The 19,066-nt window shown below is 64.6% G+C and carries 18 protein-coding genes; 12 read left to right on the forward strand and 6 right to left on the reverse strand.

Annotated elements, in window-relative coordinates; translation table 11 throughout:
* Positions 1–172: 172 nt before the first annotated feature.
* On the reverse strand, positions 173–1,177 hold the full coding sequence (locus NLM27_RS12115; protein ID WP_254143509.1) for an ATP-binding protein: 1,005 nt from the start codon (positions 1,175–1,177) through the stop codon (positions 173–175).
* A 180-nt stretch (positions 1,178–1,357) separates the two neighbouring features.
* Between NLM27_RS12115 and yajC the strand changes: the two genes are divergently transcribed.
* The 6 genes from yajC to NLM27_RS12145 are packed head-to-tail and all read left to right on the forward strand — an operon-like array spanning position 1,358 to position 7,004.
* Positions 1,358–1,726, forward strand: coding sequence for a preprotein translocase subunit YajC (gene yajC / locus NLM27_RS12120; RefSeq protein WP_254143510.1), 369 nt, complete (start codon positions 1,358–1,360; stop codon positions 1,724–1,726).
* Between the two features lie 49 nt (positions 1,727–1,775).
* Positions 1,776–3,380 carry a protein translocase subunit SecD gene (gene secD / locus NLM27_RS12125; RefSeq protein ID WP_254143511.1) on the forward strand — a complete coding sequence of 535 codons (1,605 nt, stop codon included), beginning with the start codon at positions 1,776–1,778 and terminating at the stop codon, positions 3,378–3,380.
* A gap of 10 nt (positions 3,381–3,390) precedes the next feature.
* Entirely contained in the window at positions 3,391–4,410 is a 1,020-nt protein-coding gene (secF, locus tag NLM27_RS12130; RefSeq protein WP_254143512.1) for a protein translocase subunit SecF, read from the forward strand.
* A gap of 60 nt (positions 4,411–4,470) precedes the next feature.
* Positions 4,471–4,854, forward strand: a complete 384-nt coding sequence (locus tag NLM27_RS12135; protein ID WP_254143513.1) for an Mth938-like domain-containing protein — start codon at positions 4,471–4,473, stop codon at positions 4,852–4,854.
* Positions 4,851–5,714 (forward strand): phytoene/squalene synthase family protein, encoded by an 864-nt coding sequence (locus tag NLM27_RS12140; RefSeq protein WP_254143514.1) that lies wholly within the window; start codon positions 4,851–4,853, stop codon positions 5,712–5,714. Before NLM27_RS12135 ends, NLM27_RS12140 begins: the two co-directional genes overlap by 4 nt.
* A 45-nt stretch (positions 5,715–5,759) precedes the next feature.
* Positions 5,760–7,004, forward strand: a complete 1,245-nt coding sequence (locus NLM27_RS12145) for a threonine ammonia-lyase (protein ID WP_254143515.1) — start codon at positions 5,760–5,762, stop codon at positions 7,002–7,004.
* A 33-nt stretch (positions 7,005–7,037) separates the two neighbouring features.
* Here the strand turns inward: NLM27_RS12145 and NLM27_RS12150 are convergent, their stop codons facing one another.
* Complete coding sequence (locus NLM27_RS12150; RefSeq protein ID WP_254143516.1) at positions 7,038–8,591, reverse strand: winged helix-turn-helix domain-containing tetratricopeptide repeat protein; 1,554 nt, start codon at positions 8,589–8,591, stop codon at positions 7,038–7,040.
* A gap of 127 nt (positions 8,592–8,718) precedes the next feature.
* Here NLM27_RS12150 and NLM27_RS12155 point away from each other — a divergent pair, with 127 nt between their 5' ends.
* On the forward strand, positions 8,719–9,180 hold the full coding sequence (locus NLM27_RS12155) for a cupin domain-containing protein (RefSeq protein ID WP_254143517.1): 462 nt from the start codon (positions 8,719–8,721) through the stop codon (positions 9,178–9,180).
* Positions 9,181–9,244: 64 nt separating this feature from the next.
* On the opposite strand, the gene NLM27_RS12160 is transcribed toward NLM27_RS12155, so the two are convergent.
* Positions 9,245–10,423 carry an aminotransferase class V-fold PLP-dependent enzyme gene (locus NLM27_RS12160; RefSeq protein WP_254143518.1) on the reverse strand — a complete coding sequence of 393 codons (1,179 nt, stop codon included), beginning with the start codon at positions 10,421–10,423 and terminating at the stop codon, positions 9,245–9,247.
* Between the two features lie 237 nt (positions 10,424–10,660).
* Between NLM27_RS12160 and NLM27_RS12165 the strand changes: the two genes are divergently transcribed.
* The 5 genes from NLM27_RS12165 (at position 10,661) to NLM27_RS12185 (ending at position 15,802) form a co-directional block, all read left to right on the forward strand.
* Complete coding sequence (locus tag NLM27_RS12165) at positions 10,661–11,590, forward strand: LysR family transcriptional regulator (protein WP_254143519.1); 930 nt, start codon at positions 10,661–10,663, stop codon at positions 11,588–11,590.
* Positions 11,591–11,703: 113 nt separating this feature from the next.
* The gene (locus NLM27_RS12170; protein WP_254143520.1) at positions 11,704–12,897 is read left to right on the forward strand and encodes a CaiB/BaiF CoA-transferase family protein; all 1,194 of its coding nucleotides are present in this window, start codon (positions 11,704–11,706) and stop codon (positions 12,895–12,897) included.
* Positions 12,894–13,835, forward strand: coding sequence for a hydroxymethylglutaryl-CoA lyase (locus tag NLM27_RS12175; RefSeq protein WP_254143521.1), 942 nt, complete (start codon positions 12,894–12,896; stop codon positions 13,833–13,835). The genes NLM27_RS12170 and NLM27_RS12175 overlap by 4 nt, the downstream gene beginning before the upstream one ends.
* Positions 13,836–13,873: 38 nt before the next feature.
* Entirely contained in the window at positions 13,874–15,205 is a 1,332-nt protein-coding gene (locus NLM27_RS12180; RefSeq protein WP_254143522.1) for an MFS transporter, read from the forward strand.
* 123 nt (positions 15,206–15,328) lie between these two features.
* Positions 15,329–15,802: a VOC family protein gene (locus NLM27_RS12185; protein ID WP_254143523.1), complete on the forward strand. Its 474-nt coding sequence runs from the start codon at positions 15,329–15,331 to the stop codon at positions 15,800–15,802.
* 7 nt (positions 15,803–15,809) lie between these two features.
* On the opposite strand, the gene NLM27_RS12190 is transcribed toward NLM27_RS12185, so the two are convergent.
* From NLM27_RS12190 to trmFO, 3 genes are all read right to left on the reverse strand, one after another.
* The gene (locus NLM27_RS12190) at positions 15,810–16,367 is read right to left on the reverse strand and encodes a CAP domain-containing protein (RefSeq protein WP_254148808.1); all 558 of its coding nucleotides are present in this window, start codon (positions 16,365–16,367) and stop codon (positions 15,810–15,812) included.
* Between the two features lie 91 nt (positions 16,368–16,458).
* Positions 16,459–17,553: a serine/threonine protein kinase gene (locus tag NLM27_RS12195; protein WP_254143524.1), complete on the reverse strand. Its 1,095-nt coding sequence runs from the start codon at positions 17,551–17,553 to the stop codon at positions 16,459–16,461.
* A gap of 7 nt (positions 17,554–17,560) precedes the next feature.
* Positions 17,561–18,988, reverse strand: coding sequence for a methylenetetrahydrofolate--tRNA-(uracil(54)-C(5))-methyltransferase (FADH(2)-oxidizing) TrmFO (gene trmFO / locus NLM27_RS12200; protein WP_254143525.1), 1,428 nt, complete (start codon positions 18,986–18,988; stop codon positions 17,561–17,563).
* Between the last annotated feature and the right edge of the window lie 78 nt (positions 18,989–19,066).

The raw sequence follows: 19,066 nt of genomic DNA on the forward strand, positions 1-19,066 counted from the left end.
TTCACATCCCGCAGTGAGAATCGTCGGAGAACTGGAAGCGAGCTTCAAGAAGTACCCTCCGATCAAGCTCGGCACCCCAGATCCCTACATGCAGCCATAATCGGCTTTATGCATAGACACCCTTGATTCCTCCCGTTGGGAAAAACAGCCGAAAGCGGGGTTGGCCTATCCGCTACTTCGCCGTCAGCTTCACGCCGAGCCGGCCCGCCAGCTCCTGCACGAACTGCCAGGCGACACGGCCCGAGCGTGAGCCGCGCGTGGTCGACCATTCCAGTGCCTCGCGCTCCAGCGCCTCGTCGTCGACCTCAATGCCGAAATGGCTGCAATAGCCGCGCACCATGGCGAGATATTCGTCCTGGCTGCAACGGTGAAAGCCGAGCCAGAGGCCGAAGCGATCCGACAGCGAGACCTTCTCCTCAACCGCTTCGCCGGGATTGATCGCGGTCGAACGCTCGTTCTCGATCATGTCGCGCGCCAGCAGATGGCGGCGGTTGGAGGTGGCGTAGAGAATGACGTTCTCGGGCCGGCCCTCGATGCCGCCTTCGAGCACGGCCTTGAGCGACTTGTAGGACGCGTCATTGCCGTCGAAGGAGAGGTCGTCGATGAACACGATGAAGCGGAAGCTGGCGTCGCGGAGCTTCTCCATTAGCATCGGCAGCGTTTCGATGTCCTCGCGATGGATCTCGATCAATTTGAGCTTGTCGGCCGGCTTGCGGTCTGCGTTGATGCTGGCATGCGCGGCCTTCACCAGCGACGACTTGCCCATGCCACGCGCACCCCAGAGCAGGGCGTTGTTGGCGGGCAGGCCGCTTGCGAAGCGCTCGGTGTTCTCCATCAGGATGTCGCGCATCCGGTCGACGCCCTTGAGCAGGAACAGCTCGACCCGGCTGACCCGCGGCACCGCGGCAAGGCGGCCGTCAGGGTGCCAGACATAGGCATCCGCCCGTTCGAACGATTCGGCCGCCACGGCCGGATTGCGCTGGGCCGAAAGCTGGGCCGCAATGGTCTCCAGCGCGCGGACGATGCGCTCCTGCGAGAGGTCTGGGGCTGCCCTGGAGTTTGCCTTGGGATTTGCCTTGGAGGCCGTCGTGGGGCGTTTTGCCGCGACGCGGGCGGGCTTGCGGGCAGGGGTACGGGGGCCTTTGCCGGCCGGGCTTTTGCTTGGTTTTTTGGGCATGTCCGAAGTTCCTGAGAACGCAGCCTTATCGGGCCTGACGCCGCGCCGCAAGGTAGTCAAAAGGGCGGTCTGGCAGCGTTGCAATTAGGGCAATGGCCGCTATAGTCCGCGCGAATTTGACCGAACCGGTCGCCTTGAGGGCCTGACCGGCTTCCCCCGTTTCTCACGAGGATCGTCCGAATGCTGATTACCCCTGCGTATGCCCAGGCCGCGGGCGCCGGCGACACCAACAGCATGTTGATGTCGCTGCTGCCGTTCGCCCTGATCTTCGTGATCATGTACTTCCTGATTCTGCGTCCGCAGCAGAAGAAAGTCCGCGACCACGCCGATCTCGTGAAGAACATCCGCCGCGGCGACACCGTCGTGACCTCGGGCGGCCTCGTCGGCAAGGTCACCAAGGTCGTCGATGACGACCAGATCGAGTTCGAGATCTCCGATGGCGTGCGCGTGCGGCAGATGCGCCAGATGATCTCCGGCGTGCGCGCCAAGGGCGAGCCGGCCAAGGAAAGCGCGAAGGATAGCGCCAAGGACGACACCGCGGCGAAGTGAGCGCTTCCCGCGAGTCTCTTCAAGTCTCCTGATCTGACAGGTCCAGTCGATGTTGTATTTCACGCGGTGGAGGGCGCTCGGGATTATCCTGACGGCGCTGATCGTGTGCCTCTGCGCGGTCCCCAACTTCTTCCCCGAGGCGCAGGTGAAGACCTGGCCCGCCTGGGCGCAGCGTCGGCTCGTGCTCGGCCTCGATCTCCAGGGCGGCTCCTATCTGCTGCTCGAGGTTGATTCCACCTATGTGAAGAAGGAGCGGCTGGACCAGATCCGCGACGACGTTCGCCGGACGCTGCGCGATGCCAAGATCGGCTTCACCGGTGGCGTCACGGTGCGCAATGACGCGGTCGAGGTTCGGATCACCAAGGAATCCGATGCGCAGGCCGCGCTTGCCAAGCTGCGGGAGCTGTCCCAGCCGCTGGGCGGTCTGATGGGATCCAGCGGTCAGCGCGACCTTGAGGTCACCGATGCCGGTGGCGGCGTGATCCGCCTGAGCATCCCGCAGGCCGCGATGCTCGACCGCATGCGCAAGACCATCGAGCAGTCGATCCAGATTGTCGAACGCCGCGTCAACGAGCTCGGCACCGTCGAGCCCGTGATCCAGCGCCAGGGCAACGACCGCATCCTGGTGCAGGTCCCCGGTCTCCAGGACCCGACGCGCCTGAAGGAGTTGCTGGGCAAGACCGCGAAGATGGAATTCCGCATGGTCGACACCTCCGTGCCGCCGGATCAGGCGCAGCAGGGCAGGTTGCCGCCGGAATCCGAGCTGCTGATGAGCGCCTCGCCGCCGCCGACGCCTTATGTGGTCAAGAAGCAGGTGCTGGTCGCCGGCGGCGATCTGACCGACGCCCAAGCGAGCTTCGACCAGCGCACGGGCGAGCCGGTCGTCAGCTTCAAGTTCAACACGTCGGGTGCCCGCAAGTTCTCGCAGGCCACACAGGAAAACGTGGGGTTGCCCTTCGCGATCGTGCTCGACAACAAGGTGATCTCGGCGCCCGTGATTCGCGAGCCCATCACCGGCGGCCAAGGCCAGATCTCGGGCAACTTCACCGTGCAATCGGCCAACGATCTCGCGATCCTGCTGCGCGCCGGTGCGCTGCCAGCACCGCTCACCGTCGTCGAAGAACGGACCGTCGGTCCGGGCCTCGGCCAGGACTCGATCGAGAAGGGTGAGCTTGCGGCCTATGTCGGCTCGATCCTCGTCATCGTGTTCATGCTCGTGACCTACCGCCTGTTCGGCGTGTTCGCCAACATCGCGGTGGCGATCAACGTCGCCATGATCTTCGGCCTGCTGTCGCTGCTCAACGCCACGCTGACGCTGCCTGGCATCGCCGGCATCGTGCTCACCGTCGGCATCGCGGTCGACTCCAACGTGCTGATCTACGAGCGCATCCGCGAGGAATTGCGCGGCGGCCGCAATGCCATCTCGGCGATCGACGCCGGCTTCAAGCGAGCGCTCGCGACCATCCTCGATTCCAACATCACCACCTTCATTGCCGCCGCCGTGCTGTTCTACATCGGCACCGGCCCGGTGCGCGGCTTTGCCGTGACGCTCGGCATCGGCATCATCACCACGGTGTTCACCGCGTTCACGCTGACCAGGCTGATCGTCGCCTGGTGGGTGCGGTGGAAGCGGCCGCAGAGCGTGCCGATCTAGGAGCCTGACTGTGACTCACACCGTTCTCATCGGGCTCGGCGTCCTCATTGCCGTTCTCACCGTGGTCGCGGCCCTTGGCCTCTTGCCGTCGCTGCGCATCGTCCCGGATGATACGCATTTCGACTTCACGCGCTTCCGCCGTATCAGCTTCCCGATCTCGGCGGCGCTGTCGATTGTCGCCATCACGCTGTTCTTCACCCATGGGCTGAATTTCGGCATCGACTTCCGCGGCGGCACGCTGCTGGAGGTCAGGTCGAAGTCGGGCCCCGCCGACATCGCAGCGATGCGCACGACGCTGGATTCCTTGCGTCTCGGCGAAGTGCAGCTCCAGCAGTTCGGCGATGCCGAGAACGTCCTGATCCGTGTCGCGGAGCAGCCGGGCGGTGACGCCGCCCAGCAGGCAGCCGTGCAGAAGGTCCGCGGCGCGCTCGGCGATTCCGTCGAATATCGCCGCGTCGAAGTGGTCGGCCCGCGCGTTTCCGGCGAGCTTCTGGCCTTCGGCATGCTCGGCCTGATGCTCGCGATCATAGCGATCCTGATCTATCTTTGGTTCCGTTTCGAATGGCAGTTCGCGCTCGGCGCCATGATCGCCAACGTGCACGACATCGTGCTCACGATCGGCTTCATGTCGATCAGCCAGGTCGATTTCGACCTCACCAGCATCGCCGCGCTGCTGACCATTCTGGGCTATTCGCTCAACGACACCGTCGTCATCTACGACCGTATCCGCGAGATGTTGCGCCGCTACAAGAAGATGCCGATGCCGCAGCTTCTCAACGAGTCCATCAACTCGACGTTGTCGCGCTCGATCATCACCCACGTCACGGTGACGTTGGCGCTGCTCGCGCTGCTGCTGTTCGGTGGTCACGCCATCCACAGCTTCACCGCGGTCATGATGTTCGGCGTGGTGCTGGTCGGCACCTACACCTCGATCTTCATTGCGGCCCCGATCCTGATCTATCTCGGCGTCGGCGAGCATCGCGAAGATGCGCCCGACACGGCTACGCCGGCGAAGAAAAACAAGGCATGATCCGAACCGCATGCCCTCGCAGGAGTTTGCGAGGGCAGTAAGCCAATTCGGACGAAGCTCATGGCCGGCGATCCCAACGCACCGCATTTCCCGCGCTCGGCACCGATCGAGGCCTATGGCAAGGGCGGCTTCGCCTTTGCTGGTATGTCTCATCGGGGATCGCTGCTGTGCTTGCCCGACGCGATCTGGGCCTGGGATGTGACAGATCCCACCAAGATCGACCGCTATTCGCTGGACCGGGTGTTCGCGGCCGCCAACAGCATCGACACACTTCTGATCGGCACCGGAACCGGGGTCTGGTTGCCGCCGCCGGACCTGCGCCAGGCGCTGAAGGCGGTGAGGGTGGTGCTGGACACGATGCAGACCGGCCCTGCTGTGCGCACCTACAACATCATGATCGGCGAGCGGCGCCGCGTCGCGGCCGCGCTGATCGCGGTGCCATGAGTAGCGCCGCGCCGCCGCCCGATTCCGTTGCCTTCTGCGCCGATCTCGTGCGCGGCCACGATTTTCCGCGCTATGTCGCGACTCTGTTCGTGCCGGCCGTCGAGCGCCGCGCGCTGCTGGCGCTCTATGCCTTCAATGTCGAGATCGTGCGCGTTCGCGACCAGGTGAGCCAGCCCTTGCCCGGCGAGATTCGCCTGCAATGGTGGACCGACATGTTGTCAGGCGATGTCCATGGCAGCGCCGAGGGTAATCCGGTGGCGGCGGAGCTCCTGCGTGCGATCCGCGATTACGACCTGCCGGTCGAGCCGCTGTCGCTGCTTGCCGACGAGCACCAGTTCGATCTCTACAACGATCCGATGCCGACCATGGCGGCGCTGGAGGGCTATCTGGCTGCGACCTCATCGGCGTTGCTTGCCCTCGCAGCGGGGATCATGGCGCCGCCGTCTGAGGCGGCCGAGCATCTCGCCCGTCATGCCGGGCTGGCCCAGGGCATCGTCCAGGTCATTGCCAATCTGCCGCGCGATGCGGCGCACCGGCAATTGTTCCTGCCGCAGCAGGTGCTGGCGAGCCACAATTGCAATGTGGAAGATGTGTTCGCCGGCAGGGAGACGCCAACCTTGCGCGCCGTGCTGGACCAGCTCGCGGGTGAGGCGCAGCGGCATCTGGCCACGGCCTCGTCGCTGCTGCCGCAGGTGCCGCCGTCCGTGCGGCTCGCGTTTTTGCCGATGAGCCATGCGCGAGCGGACCTCAAGCGTCTGTCTCAAGCTGGGCGCAATCCGTTCGCGTCTCAGCCGGCCTCACGGCTGCGCACGCTGTGGACGCTTTGGCGGGCCTCACGCTCCAAGGAATTTACCAAATAGCAGCCGCCGTATCGCCTGAGACGGCCAAATGCTCTATGCTGTCCTATGGCTGAATTGTCCCAAAGCGCGACCTCCGATCTCGGCGACTTTCCGGTCGCACCAAGCGACATCCATGCGGCCGCTGAGACCATCCGGGGCGCCGTCGTCGAGACGCCCTGCAGCTACAGCCGCACGCTGAGCAGCATCTGCAGCTGCGACATCTGGCTCAAATTCGAGAATCTCCAGTTCACGTCCTCGTTCAAGGAACGCGGCGCCCTCAACCGGCTCACCGCGCTGACGCCGGATGAGCGTGCGCGCGGCGTCATCGCGATGTCGGCGGGAAACCACGCGCAGGGTGTCGCCTATCACGCCAGAAGGCTCGGCATTCCCGCCACCATCGTCATGCCGGTCGGCACACCCATGGTGAAGGTCGAGAACACGAAGCACCACGGCGCGGAGGTGGTGGTCACGGGCGCGACGCTGGAGGAGGCGGCCGCTTTCGCGCGCAACCATGGCGAAGCCCGCAGCATGATCTTCGTCCACCCCTACGACGATCCGCTTGTGATCGCGGGGCAGGGCACCGTCGGGCTGGAAATGCTGAGGGCAGTGCCGGACCTCGACACGCTGGTCGTCCCGATCGGCGGCGGCGGGCTGATCAGTGGTACCGCCATTGCCGCGAAATCGATCAAACCCTCGCTGCGGATGGTGGGCGTCGAGGCCTGGCTCTATCCCTCGATGTACAATGCCATTCATGACGGCAACCTGCCCGCGCGCGGCGACACGCTGGCCGAAGGCATCGCAGTGAAATCGCCGGGCAAGATCACGACCGAAATCGTCCGCCGCCTCGTCGACGACATTGCGCTCGTGAATGAAGCCGAGCTCGAGCGCGCGGTGGCGACCCTGATCTCGATCGAGAAGACGGTGGTCGAGGGCGCCGGCGCGGCAGGCCTCGCCGCGGTGATGTCCGATCCCTCCCGCTTCGCTGGCCAGAAGGTGGGCTTGGTGCTGAGCGGCGGCAACATCGATACGAGGCTGATCGCCTCGGTCCTGACCCGCGAGCTTGCGCGCGAGGGGCGGCTGACTCAGCTATCGCTCGATATCCCCGACAGGCCAGGGCAATTGGCCGCGGTGGCTGCGCTGCTTGCCGAAGCCGGCGCCAACATCATCGAGGTCTCGCACCAGCGGACCTTCTCCGACTTGCCGGCAAAGGCCACGCTGCTGCAACTGGTCATCGAGACCCGCGACAGCGCCCATCTCGACGAGGTGATGGCAAGGCTCAGCGCATCCGGTTTGAGCGCGCGCTGCACGTAAGGGACACGTCGAAAGGCAAGGCCGAGCTGAGCGCTACTCCGGAAGGCCCGCAACGCGGAGGGCCCCGCCAAGCGAGGCAGCGAGCGCCGGCGCGCAGTTGACGCCCTCGAATTGACGGCCATAGCGGAACGTCGGGTGCAGCTCCAGCACCCGCGCGGCCGCCGCCTTCGCCTCCTGCAATCGTCCAAGCTTTGCCAGCGCCGCAGTCAGTTGCACATAGGTGATGCTGTGGCGAGGATTGGCCTGAACCGAGCGGTAAGCGGCGCGGCACGCCTCCTCATATCGGCCGCGGTGGAAGTGCCCGAGAGCCTGTGCGTCGAATGCGGCGAAAGCCCAGGGATCGAACGGACTGAGCCGCATGCCCCGTTCGCTCCATTCGATCGCACGATCGGCGTCGCCGCCCCAACCGAGCATGACGCTGCCGAGGATGTAGGTCAGCGCCGAGGACGGGCTGATGGCCAGGGCGGCATCGAGTGCGGCGAATGCTGCGGAGCGATCGTGCCCATCCATGCCGATCGAAAAGCCCGCGAGCGTGAGAGCAAGCGCATCATCCTGGCCGTGGGCGATGGCCGATCGCGCGTGGCGGATCGAGGCTTCGCGGTTGATCTCCTGCAAACCGGATCGAAGAAACAGGCAATGATGGCACATCGCCGCATTGCCGTGCGCAAGCGCGTATGCAGGCTCAAGCGCGATCGCGCGCTCAAGCAGCACGAGCGCCTGGCTGACCTGGGCCGGCATACCGGAATCGACGTCCGGCTGGGCGCGCAGAACGAGATCATAGGCATCCAGGCTGTCCGGCCGCTTGCGCCTGACCCTGTTGATCTCAGCGCGCCGCAGGCTAGGCGCTATGGCGCCGACGGTCGATAGTGCGATGTCATCCTGGAGCGCGAAGACGTCTTCGGACCGGCGGTCAAAGCGCTCGGCCCATACGTGCATTCCAGTCGACGCATCGATCAACTGGCCGGTGATGCGGACCAGCGTGCCGGTTTTGCGAACGCTGCCTTCCAGCACGTAGCGCACACCAAGCTCTCGGCCGACCTGCTTCACGTCCACCGCGCGGCCCTTGTACGCAAATGTGGAATTTCGCGCGATCACGAACAGCCAGTTGATGCGTGAGAGGCCGGTGATGATGTCATCGACCATCCCGTCGGCAAAATAGTCCTGCTCCACGTCGCCACTCAGGTTCGCGAAAGGCAACACTGCAATCGACGGCCTGTCGGGTAACGTCAGCAACGGTGCTTCGGGAGCGGTCGGTGCGCGATCGAGATCTGACGGCGTCACGGCCGGGCCGACATAGCGATAGCCACGGCGTGGCAGCGTTTCGATCCAATGCGCCTCGCCGGAGATGTCCGCCAGCGTGCGCCTCACCGCCGCGATCTGGACGGTGAGATTGCTGTCATCGACGGCCTGGGCGGGCCAGGCCGCCTCGATCAAGGCATCTTTTGGAACCGGCACACCAGCCCGCCGGACGAGGAGGGCCAAGAGCAGCACGGCGCGCTGGCCGAGCGGGGTCGGCTCGGCACCGTGGAACAGGATCCCCGCATCGCCGTCGAGGCGGAAGGGGCCAAATTCAAGGATCGCAGCCATTGGCCGAAGAAGGGCACATTTCGCAGGTTTTTTGCAACGATTTCCGAGCGGCTTCACGACTTTCCCGCTGGGCTGGACCAGCATTGCGCAGCCGTGAAGAAGGCCACAACGAGCCATGGAGGGATACATGACCGCGAAACACGTCATCCGCAGGCCCGGCGAGACCAAGGGAGTCATGCTGCGCGGCCAACCAATGGCCTTTCTGGTGACAGGCGAAGACACCAGGCACACCAGCATGTTCGACTGGACGATTCCGGCAGGGTTCGCCACCGGCCGGCACGTTCATCGGCTGCAGGAAGAGACCTTCTACATGCTGGAAGGCGAGTGCGAATGGCATGTCGGGGATGAGGTTGTCCGGGCTACCCCAGGGACCTACCTCTTCATTCCTCCCGGCGTTCCTCACAACATCACCAACGTGAGCGAGAAGCCCGCCCGCGTGCTCATGACCGTGTCCCCGCCGGGGCACGAGCATTACTTCGAGGCGCTGGCTGACCTTACGGCGAGCGGACCTCCAGATGCGAAAGACATCAGCGAGTTGCGCGCCCGCTTCGATACCGACCAGCTCTCGGCGCTGACGACAAGAGCCTGAAGGCCAGGCGGAGCAACGGCAGATCGGCCTCAAGGTCGGCCCGGCCGCGCCGGCTCCTTCCTTGCTACCGTGACGTCAGATCCATCAGGTGCCCGATCAGCCGGTCGATCTCGGCTTCCGTATTGTAGTAGTGCGGGGAGGCGCGCACGAGCGAAGGCAGCGAGCGCATCTCGGCGTCGATGCGGGTGCTGGACGGATCCGAGGCGCCGATGGTGATGCCGGCCGCAGCGGCGCTGTCGACGATGGCGTCCGCCTCAACCCCATCCACCGTGAAGCTGACGATGGCGCCTGGCGCGCGGCCGAGATCGCGAAGTTCTATGCCGCCAACGGAGGCGAGGCCGCTGCGCAGGCGGTCTGCGAGCAGGCGGCAGCGCTGTGCGATAGGACCCATACCGATATCGAGGGCATAGTCGACCGCGGCCCCCAGCCCAAGCCGGGCCGCATAATTGTTCTCCCAGGTCTCGAAGCGGCGGGCGTCGTCCCGCAATTGATAGGCGTCCCGCGAGACCCAGGGCGCGGCGAAATGGTCGATCATCGGCGGCTCGAGCTGTTGCAGCATTGCCCGGCGGACGTAGAGAAAGCCGGTGCCGCGCGGGCCGCGCAGGAATTTGCGTCCCGTCGCAGACAGCATGTCACAGCCGATCGCTTCGACGTCGACCGCCATCTGCCCGACTGCCTGGCAGGCATCGAGCAGATAGGGAATGCCCCGCGCCCGCGCGATCTTGCCGATCGCCGCAGCGGGATTGACCAGCCCGCCATTGGTCGGAACCCAGGTGATGGCGATCAGCTTCACGCGCTGATCGATCATGCGTTCGAGCGCGTGGAGGTCGAGCTCGCCGCTGGCATCGCTTGGCACCACATCGATGACCGCGCCCGTACGTTTGGCGACTTGAAGGAACGCGACATAATTGGCGGCGTATTCCGCCTCGGCGGTCAGGATACGATCGCCCTTGCGAAACCGAAGGGCGTAGAACGCCATCTGCCAGGCGACCGTGGCATTCTCCACGAGCGCGATCTCGTCGGGCGCGGCATTCAGCAACCGGGCCACCGAGCCGTAGACCGCGTCAAGGCGGCGCGTCTCCTGATCGGCGGCTGCATAACCGCCGATCTCGGCCTCCAGATCGATATGCTGCTTCATCGCCGCGACAACGGCGGTCGGCATGAGAGCCGCGCCGGCGTTATGGAGATATGCGAGCCGGGAGGCGGCCGGCGTATCGGCGCGAATTCGGTCGATATTAATCAAGGTTACCTCCACCTGTTGGCCGCGCTTCCAGGATAAAGCGCGATGATGCGCGCGAGCAAGGTTGAGGGCATGGCGCTCATCTTGGAATAAACTGTCCGATCTTTGCGAGCCGTTGGTATCAGATTCCAATTCGAGTGCCTCTCTCTCGCCATTTTGAGAAACGCAGGGCGCCTGAACGCTATATTCTCCCAGGCTTGGAAACCGACTATGCATGAGAAAATGCAATCGTCGCGCTCAATGAGCGGGGCACCCAAGATCAACATCGCCAGGCGGATCGATCTCACGACCCTGCGGCTGTTCATCGCCATCTGCGAAGAGGGCAATTTGACGCGCGCCTCGCAGCGCGAGGCGATCGCGCCCTCGGCCGTCAGTAAGCGCATGCATGACCTCGAGGAGGTGCTCGAGGTCTCATTGTTCGAGCGCCAACCGAACGGCATGGCCCTGACGCCGGCTGGCGAGTCGTTGCTGCATCATGCGCGGGTGACGCTGCTCAACGTCGAGAAGATCGCGGTCGACATGGCCGAGCATGCGCGGGGCGTACGCGGGCATGTCCGGATGCTGGCCAACTTGTCGTCCATCGTCGAATTCCTGCCGGACGATCTACCCGGCTTTTTCCGCTCGCATGAGCTGGTGCGGCTCGATCTACAGGAACGTCCCAGTGCCGATGTCGTTCGCGGCGTCGAGGAGGGCGTGGCCGAGATCGGTATCTGCTCGGCGGATGTGTCGACGCGCGGGCTGGAGCGATTTTCCTATCGCCGCGACCGCCTTGTCATCGTGGTGCGGTCCGATCATCCGCTTGCGTCGGCTAGAGATGTCTCGTTCGCCGACACGCTCGACTACGATCATGTCGGCTTGTTTGCAACCAGCTCGATCTATCTCCGCTCGCAGTACACGGCGCAACAGATTGGCAAGTCGATCCGCTTACGGGTCCATGTCCCGGGCTTCGATGCGGCGTGCCGGATGGTGCAGGCCGGCATGGGAATTGGCCTCATTCCCGACCGTGCGTTCGAAGTCCTCAGTCATGGCATGAACCTGACGGCCGTCGAGTTGAATGACGACTGGGCCGATCGTGAGCTCGTTCTGGTCGCCAGAGATCCCGCGGGATTGTCGGCGACGAGCCAGTTGATGCTCGATCACCTGCGAACGCCAGGCAGCAGACCTCACTAGTCCCGATCTTCATTGCGTTCGTCATCCGCGAACGCGGCTTCATCAAAGGATATTGGACTTAACACCCCGCGCTCGGCGACACCACGATCAAAGAAGATCGAGGAGCGTCAGGCGTGGATGGACCATTATCCGGAATTCGGGTTGTCGAGCTCGGAACGTTGATTGCCGCGCCATTTGCAGCGCGGCTGTTCGCCGAGTTCGGTGCCGAAGTCATCAAGATCGAGCAGCCAGGCAGTGGCGATCCCTTGCGCAGTTGGCGCAAGCTGCATCAGGGCACTTCGCTCTGGTGGTATCTGCAATCGCGCAACAAGAAGTCGATCGCGGTCGATCTGAAGTCACCGGAGGGGCGCGACGTGGTGCTGCGCTTGATTGCGCAAGCCGACGTCGTGATCGAGAACTTCAAGCCGGGCAGTCTCGAAAAACTCGGTCTTGGCTGGGATGTGCTGTCAAAGCTCAATTCAAACCTGACACTCGTGCGCATCTCCGGTTACGGGCAAACCGGTCCTTATCGCGACCGCTCCGGATTCGGTGCGATCGGCGAAGCCATGGGCGGGCTGCGCTTCACGACGGGCGATCCGGACAGCCCGCCGGCGCGGGTCGGCATCAGCATCGGCGACAGTCTTGCCTCGCTGCACGGCGTGATCGGCGCCCTGATGTCGTTGCTCCGCGTCAAGACGGGGCAGGGCCGCGGACAGGTCGTCGATGTCTCGCTCTATGAGAGCGTGTTCAATTTGATGGAGAGCCTCGTCCCGGAATACGATCTCATGGGACACGTCCGGACGCGCACCGGCGGGGCTCTGCCGGGCATCAGTCCCTCCAACACCTATCCGAGTTCCGATCGGCGCCACGTCGTCATCGCCGGCAACAGCGATGCGATCTTCAAGCGCCTGATGCGGGTGGTCGGCCGTCCCGACCTTGCCGACGACCCGGCTCTTGCCAGCAATGACGGGCGGGTCCGCAACAACGCCTTGCTGGACGCCGCCATTGCCGCCTGGACCTCGCAGCGGACGATGGACGAGATCCTCGCGCGCCTCGATGCAGCCGACGTTCCCGCGGGCCGGATCTACTCGGTCGCCGACATCGTCGACGATCCCCACTACGCTGCCCGCGATATGATCCTGCCGACCGATCTGCCGGGCGATGTCACCGTGAAGATGCCGGGCATTGCGCCAAAGCTCTCCGACACCCCGGGCAAAGTCAGGTGGCCGGGCCCGACGCTCGGCCAGCACACCGATGAGGTGCTGACGGGCCTCGGCCTGCAGGCAGGCGATATCGCGCAGTTGCGCCGCAGCGGAGCGGTGCAATGATGGCAACACCACCGGATATCATGATCCAGGAAGTCGCACCGCGCGACGGCCTGCAGATCGAAGCGAAATGGGTCGAAACCAGCGACAAGATCCGGCTGATCAATTCGCTATCTGCGATCGGATTCGGCCGCATCGAGGTTTCCTCATTCGTGTCGGCCAAGGCTGTTCCGTCGCTGCGCGACGCGGCGGACGTGTTCGCCGGAATCGAGCGGCGTCCAGGCACGATCTACACGGCGCTCGTCCCGAACCGGAAAGGCGCCGAGCTCGCGCTGGCGTCGCTTGCCGACGAGCTCAATTTCGTGATGTCGGCGAGCGAGACGCACAACCGCGCCAATATGAACATGACGCACGCGCAGTCGTTGACGTCGCTTACCGAGATCGTGAAGCTGGCCCATGAGAGCGGCGCGTTGGTCAACGCCACCGTCGCGACGGCGTTCGGTTGCCCGTTCGAAGGCGTGCAGCCGCTCGAAAAGGTGCTGGATATCGTCAAACGCTATCTCGATCTTGGCGCCGACGGCGTCACCCTCGCTGATACCACGGGCATGGCCAATCCCAAGCAGGTCTCGCAGCTGGCCGCCGAGGTCTTGCTGCTGGTCCCTGCGGACATGCTCACGCTTCACTTCCACAACACGCGCGGCCTTGGCCTGGTCAATGTTCTTGCGGCCTATGACACCGGCGCGCGCCGCTTCGATGCCGCGCTGGGCGGCCTCGGCGGATGTCCATTTGCGCCGGGAGCCACCGGCAATGTCTGTACCGAAGACCTCGTCAATCTCTGCCATGAGATCGGCCTCAAGACCGGTCTCGATCTGCAGCGCTTGATCGATCTCTCGTTCCGATTGCCCGGGCTGGTCGGACACGAGGTGCCGGGGCAGGTCGCCAAGGCCGGCCGTCCCCTCGATCTGCATCCCATACCGGACCGCCTGCGGCGCTCCGGCTGAGCGACGTAATCAAAATTCAAAACACATTGGAGGAAACCATGACGATTGCCACAGCGGCTACCGCCGACCTCGATACGCGAATTACAGAGCAGCAAGTCATCAAGAAGATCGCATGGCGGCTGATGCCGCTGATCATCATCTGCTACTTCTTTGCGTTCTTCGACCGCGTCAACATCAGCTTCGCCAAGGCCGCGCTGCAGGCCGACCTTGGTCTCAGCAACACGGCCTACGGGTTTGGCGCCAGCCTGTTCGTCGTCGGCTACGTTCTCTTGGAAGTGCCGAGCAACATGCTGCTCTATCGCTTCGGCGCGCGGCGCTGGATCGCTCGCATCATGATCTCCTGGGGACTGGCGACGGCGGCCATGATTTTCGTCCAGAGCGAATGGCAGTTCTATGGGCTGCGCTTCGTGATCGGGGCGATGGAGGCGGGATTTGCGCCCGGCATTCTCTACTATCTGACGCTCTGGTTTCCAAAGTCGCATCGCGGCCGCATGACGTCCGTGTTCTTTCTTGCCACCGCATTCTCGGGGATCATCGGCGCGCCGATCTCCGGTCTCATTCTCAACTATCTGAATGGGCTGCACGGTCTCGCCGGCTGGCAATGGCTATTCCTGGCCGGCGGCATTCCGTGCGTTGCCCTTGGCTTCGTCGTGCTGCTGCGCTTCGACGACGGGATCGAACAGGCCGAATGGCTGAGTGACGACGAGCGACGGCTGATCTCGGTGCAGCTCGATCGCCAGAAGCGCGAGATTGGTGAGCATTCGGCATGGCGCTCGCTGCTCATGCCCGGCGTGCTGCTGCTCGGGTTCATCTACTTCCTGATCCAGATCGCGTCCTACGGTCTCAATTTTTGGGCGCCTGACCTGATCAAGGCGGCCGGCGGAGGCAGCGCGGCTGCGATCGGCTTCCTCACCGCCGTACCCTACATCTGCGGCGCGATCTGCATGATCATCGTCGGACGCTTGTCGGATGCGTCGGGCGAACGCCCGAAGTTTGTCGCTGCCCTGGTTCTGGCCGCGGCCGTGGGTTTCTTCGCCTCCGGTGCGTTCGACCGGAATGTCGTCACGCTGGTCGGTGCGCTTGCCATCCTCGGCGCCGGTGTGGTTGCGGCCATTCCAACCTTCTGGACGCTGCCTCCGAAGATCCTCACGGGCGCTGGAGCGGCGAGCGGAATCGCGCTCATCAACACGCTGGGGCAGGTCGGTGGCATCGTCAGCCCGGTCATGGTCGGATCGGTCAAGGATATCACGGGCAGCACGACGACGGCGCTCTATGTCATCGGCGGCTTATGCTTGTTCTGCGCGACACTGCTGCTGACGGTGTTGCCGCGTGACCTGACAGCCAGGGATTTGGCGGAACCCGCGCGGTAGGGCGCGGCATTGGCGCGCCTTGGTGACGCGTATGCGAGCGAGTATCTAGGCGAAGTCGATCACGTCGCGGTCTGCTCTCAACGGGCTGCGGTGTGATTGGCCTGGAACCAAAGAGGAAACGCAATGGCCAAGAACACGATTTGCCTCTGGTACGACAAGGACGCCGAAGCGGCTGCAAGCTTTTATGCCAAGACCTTTCCAGACAGCGCCGTGAGTGCCGTTCACCGCGCGCCCAGCGATTATCCCTCCGGCAAGGCCGGCGATGTGCTGACGGTCGAATTCACCGTGGCCGGCGTTGCCTGTCTCGGCCTCAACGGCGGTCCCATTTTCAAGCACAACGAGGCCTTCTCGTTCCAGATGGCGACCGACGACCAGGCGGAGACAGACCGCTATTGGAACGCGATCGTCGGCAATGGCGGGCAGGAGAGTGCATGCGGCTGGTGCAAGGACAGATGGGGCGTTTCCTGGCAGATCACACCGCGGGTGCTGACCGAGGCGCTTGCCGCGGGCGGCGCTGAGGCCAAACGCGCCTTCGACGCGATGATGGGAATGACCAAGATAGACGTCGCCGCAATCGAGGCGGCGCGCCGCGGCTGAAATCGTCTCAGATGCAGAGGCTAAGCACCTTGATGTGGCAGCCGCTGGATTTGGGTTTGCTTGCAGGCGCCGCCTCGCGCTTCACGGCGACCAGCGGCTCCTTGTCCTTGCCTTTCTTGCCCTTGCCCTTCGGCTCGTAATCGCCGGCGATCACCATCGCCCAATAGGTGCGCTTGCCGCTGGCGGTCTTGGCGCTCGCGATGCCGACGCGGGAGGCGTTGTGCAGCAACAGATTCTTGCGGTGCCCCGACGAGTCGATCCACTGTCCGAGCGTCTTCTCGAAATTGTCGTAGCCGTAGGCGATGTTCTCGGCGGCGCGGCCCGCGCCGGCCGGCGCGACCCGGCGGTTGAACGGGCCGAGAGCGTCGTGGCTGAGATCGTCCTTGGTCGCCATTGCGCGGGCCTGATCCATGGCGATGCGATCGAGCGTGCCATCGCGCACGACACGAATCTCACCATGCTTGAGGCGGAAGCTCGAGATCAGCTCGGCCGGGGAGTCAGCCATCGCGGGCGCGGCTATCAGCAGCAGAAGGCCGGCGATCATCCCGCCAACCGCACGATGCATCATCGTCCCCCGCGCGCCCATGACCCCGCCAAATCTGCCTTTACCCGACTGCTTCTCTATTGCCATTGTGGACGCTTCAAGGCGCGGGGCGCTAGCTTGTCGGCAGATCCGCCTCGAAATTGAAGCGGTCGCGCAGGTTCTTGCGCTGCTCGAGGATGTCCTTGAGGAAGGCGCGGTCCTGGTCGTTCTTCATCATCGGCTCGATCAGGTCGAGCTGGTTCATGGCGACCAGTTGCAGGATTTCGGTGCGCGGCTTGCCGCTGGTGTCGCGCGGCAGGGCGTGGACGACCTGGATGTGTTCCGGCGGCCTCGGGCCCCTGGCGGCCGCAAGCTCGCTACGGAGCTCGCCTTCGAGCGCCGCCTGATCCGCTTCGACGAAGGCATAGAGGCCAACCCCGGAGCGCCGGTCGGCAAAGGCCACGATGGCGGTGTCACGCACCGCCGGGTTCTTGCGGATCAACTCGGCCAGCACCGGCGCGTCGTTGACGAGCCGGCGGCCGCCGCCCTCGCGGTCGGTGAAGTTGAACAGGCCGCGCGTGATGGCCCGATAGACCTTCTTGCCGGTGGCGAGCCACAGGCTCGCGGCGAACGACTTCTTTGCCAGGATCTTGCGCTCGCGCGGCGTCAGCGCGTCGGGCGCGTAGGAACGCTTGTGCTTGAGCAGATGCCGGAGGTCTTCATAGGCGAGGATGCGATAGAGCCGGCCACGTCGCGCAAAGCAGGCCGCAAGCTGGAAGTCGGTCACATAGGCGCGGCCGTCGCGGCCGACCAGCCAGTTCTGCTCCTTGGCGAGATCGTTGTGGCAGATGCCGGCGCGACGCAGCCGGCGCAGCGCGGCTTTGGCCGAGCGGAAATAGGCGAGGTCGTCATGCGGCTTGGCCAGATGCAGCGCGACGCCGTCGACGAAGCCGCGCACCAGCGCGCGGCGGCCGGCCCATAGCAGCTCCGGCCCGACATCGAGGCCTTTGGCGAGCGCGAGCGCATGCTTCTCGCGAGCGAACAGATGGCGCGCCAGCAGGAACGACCACCACGGCACCTCGTCGAGCCGACGCAGAACCGCATCGACTTCGCCGTTGTCGTCGCGAAAGCGGCCGCGCTCGACAGTCGAGAACACGTCGCGCTTGAGCAGCACGCCCTCGGTCCAGCGCGCCCGGAGTGCCGCGGCGTCGTCTTTGGGGAGGTTCATCGACAACTCACGCCGCGGCGGCAATACGCAGGTGATCGGCGATCCAGCGATCGAGATCGGCGAGCGCGCGTGCGCTCATCGCCTGCTTCTTGGCCACCGTCTTCTCGTTGCCGCGCAGCCGCGTGCCGTCGGCCTTCTTGGTCGGCAAGGTCGCGAGCGGCGGGAACAGGCCGAAATTGATGTTCATCGGCTGGAACGAGCGTGTGCCTGGCTCGATGGTCTCGATATGGCCGCCGGTGATGTGGCCGAGCAACGATCCCAGTGCCGTCGTGCCAGGCGGGCTCGCTAGCGTTTCACCGCGCGCATCGGCTGCTGCATAGAGCCCGGCGATCAGGCCGACGCTGGCGGATTCGACATAGCCCTCACAGCCCGTCATCTGGCCGGCAAAGCGCAGCCGCGGCTGCGCGCGCAGGCGCAACTGGCCGTCGAGCAGCTTTGGTGAATTGAGGAAGGTGTTGCGATGCAGGCCGCCGAGGCGGGCGAACTCGGACTTCTCCAGCCCGGGGATGGTACGGAAGATACGCTGCTGCTCGCCATACTTCAGCTTCGTCTGGAAGCCAACGATGTTGTAGAGCGTGCCGAGCTTGTTGTCCTGGCGCAGCTGCACGATTGCGTAGGCTTTCGTGGTGGGATCGTGCGGATTGGTGAGGCCGACGGGCTTCATGGGACCATGGCGCAGCGTCTCGGGGCCGCGCTCCGCCATCACCTCGATCGGCAGGCAGCCGTCGAAATAGGGCGTGTTGGTCTCCCACTCCTTGAACTCGGTCTTCTCGCCCGCGATCAGCGCCGCGACGAAGCCGTCATACTGCTCCTTGGTCATCGGGCAGTTGATGTAGTCGGCGCCGTTGCCGCCGGGGCCGACCTTGTCGTAGCGCGACTGGAACCAGGCGACCGACATGTCGATGGATTCGCGGTGCACGATCGGCGCAATCGCGTCGAAGAAGGCGAGCGCGTTCTCGTCGGTCAGTTCGCGGATGGCATCGGCCAGCGGCGCAGAGGTGAGGGGGCCGGTCGCGATGATGACGTTGCTCCAGTCGGCCGGCGGCAGGCCTGCGATCTCGCCGCGCGCGATCTCGATCAGGGGATTGTCGTTGAGCGCCTTGGTGACGGCCGCAGAGAAACCCTCGCGGTCGACGGCCAGGGCGCCGCCGGCGGGCACCTGGTTGGCGTCGGCGGCGCGCATGATCAGCGAGTCGAGCCGGCGCATCTCCGCATGAAGCAGTCCGACGGCGTTGTTGGCGGCGTCGTCCGAGCGGAACGAACTGGAGCAGACGAGTTCGGCGAGGCCGTCAGTGCGGTGCGCCTCGGTCATGCGAGTCGGCCGCATCTCGTGCAGCACCACGCGCACGCCGGATTTGGCCACCTGCCAGGCGGCTTCGGAACCGGCAAGGCCGGCGCCGATGACGTGCACAGTATCGGATAGGGGTCCTGTCATGGGGCGGACAGGTAGCGCTTTTCGGCGATCAGTGGAATCGGCGAGATCAAGTTTTCTGCCATCAGAAACGACAACGCC

Source organism: Bradyrhizobium sp. CCGB12, assembly GCF_024199845.1.
Classification (GTDB): domain Bacteria; phylum Pseudomonadota; class Alphaproteobacteria; order Rhizobiales; family Xanthobacteraceae; genus Bradyrhizobium.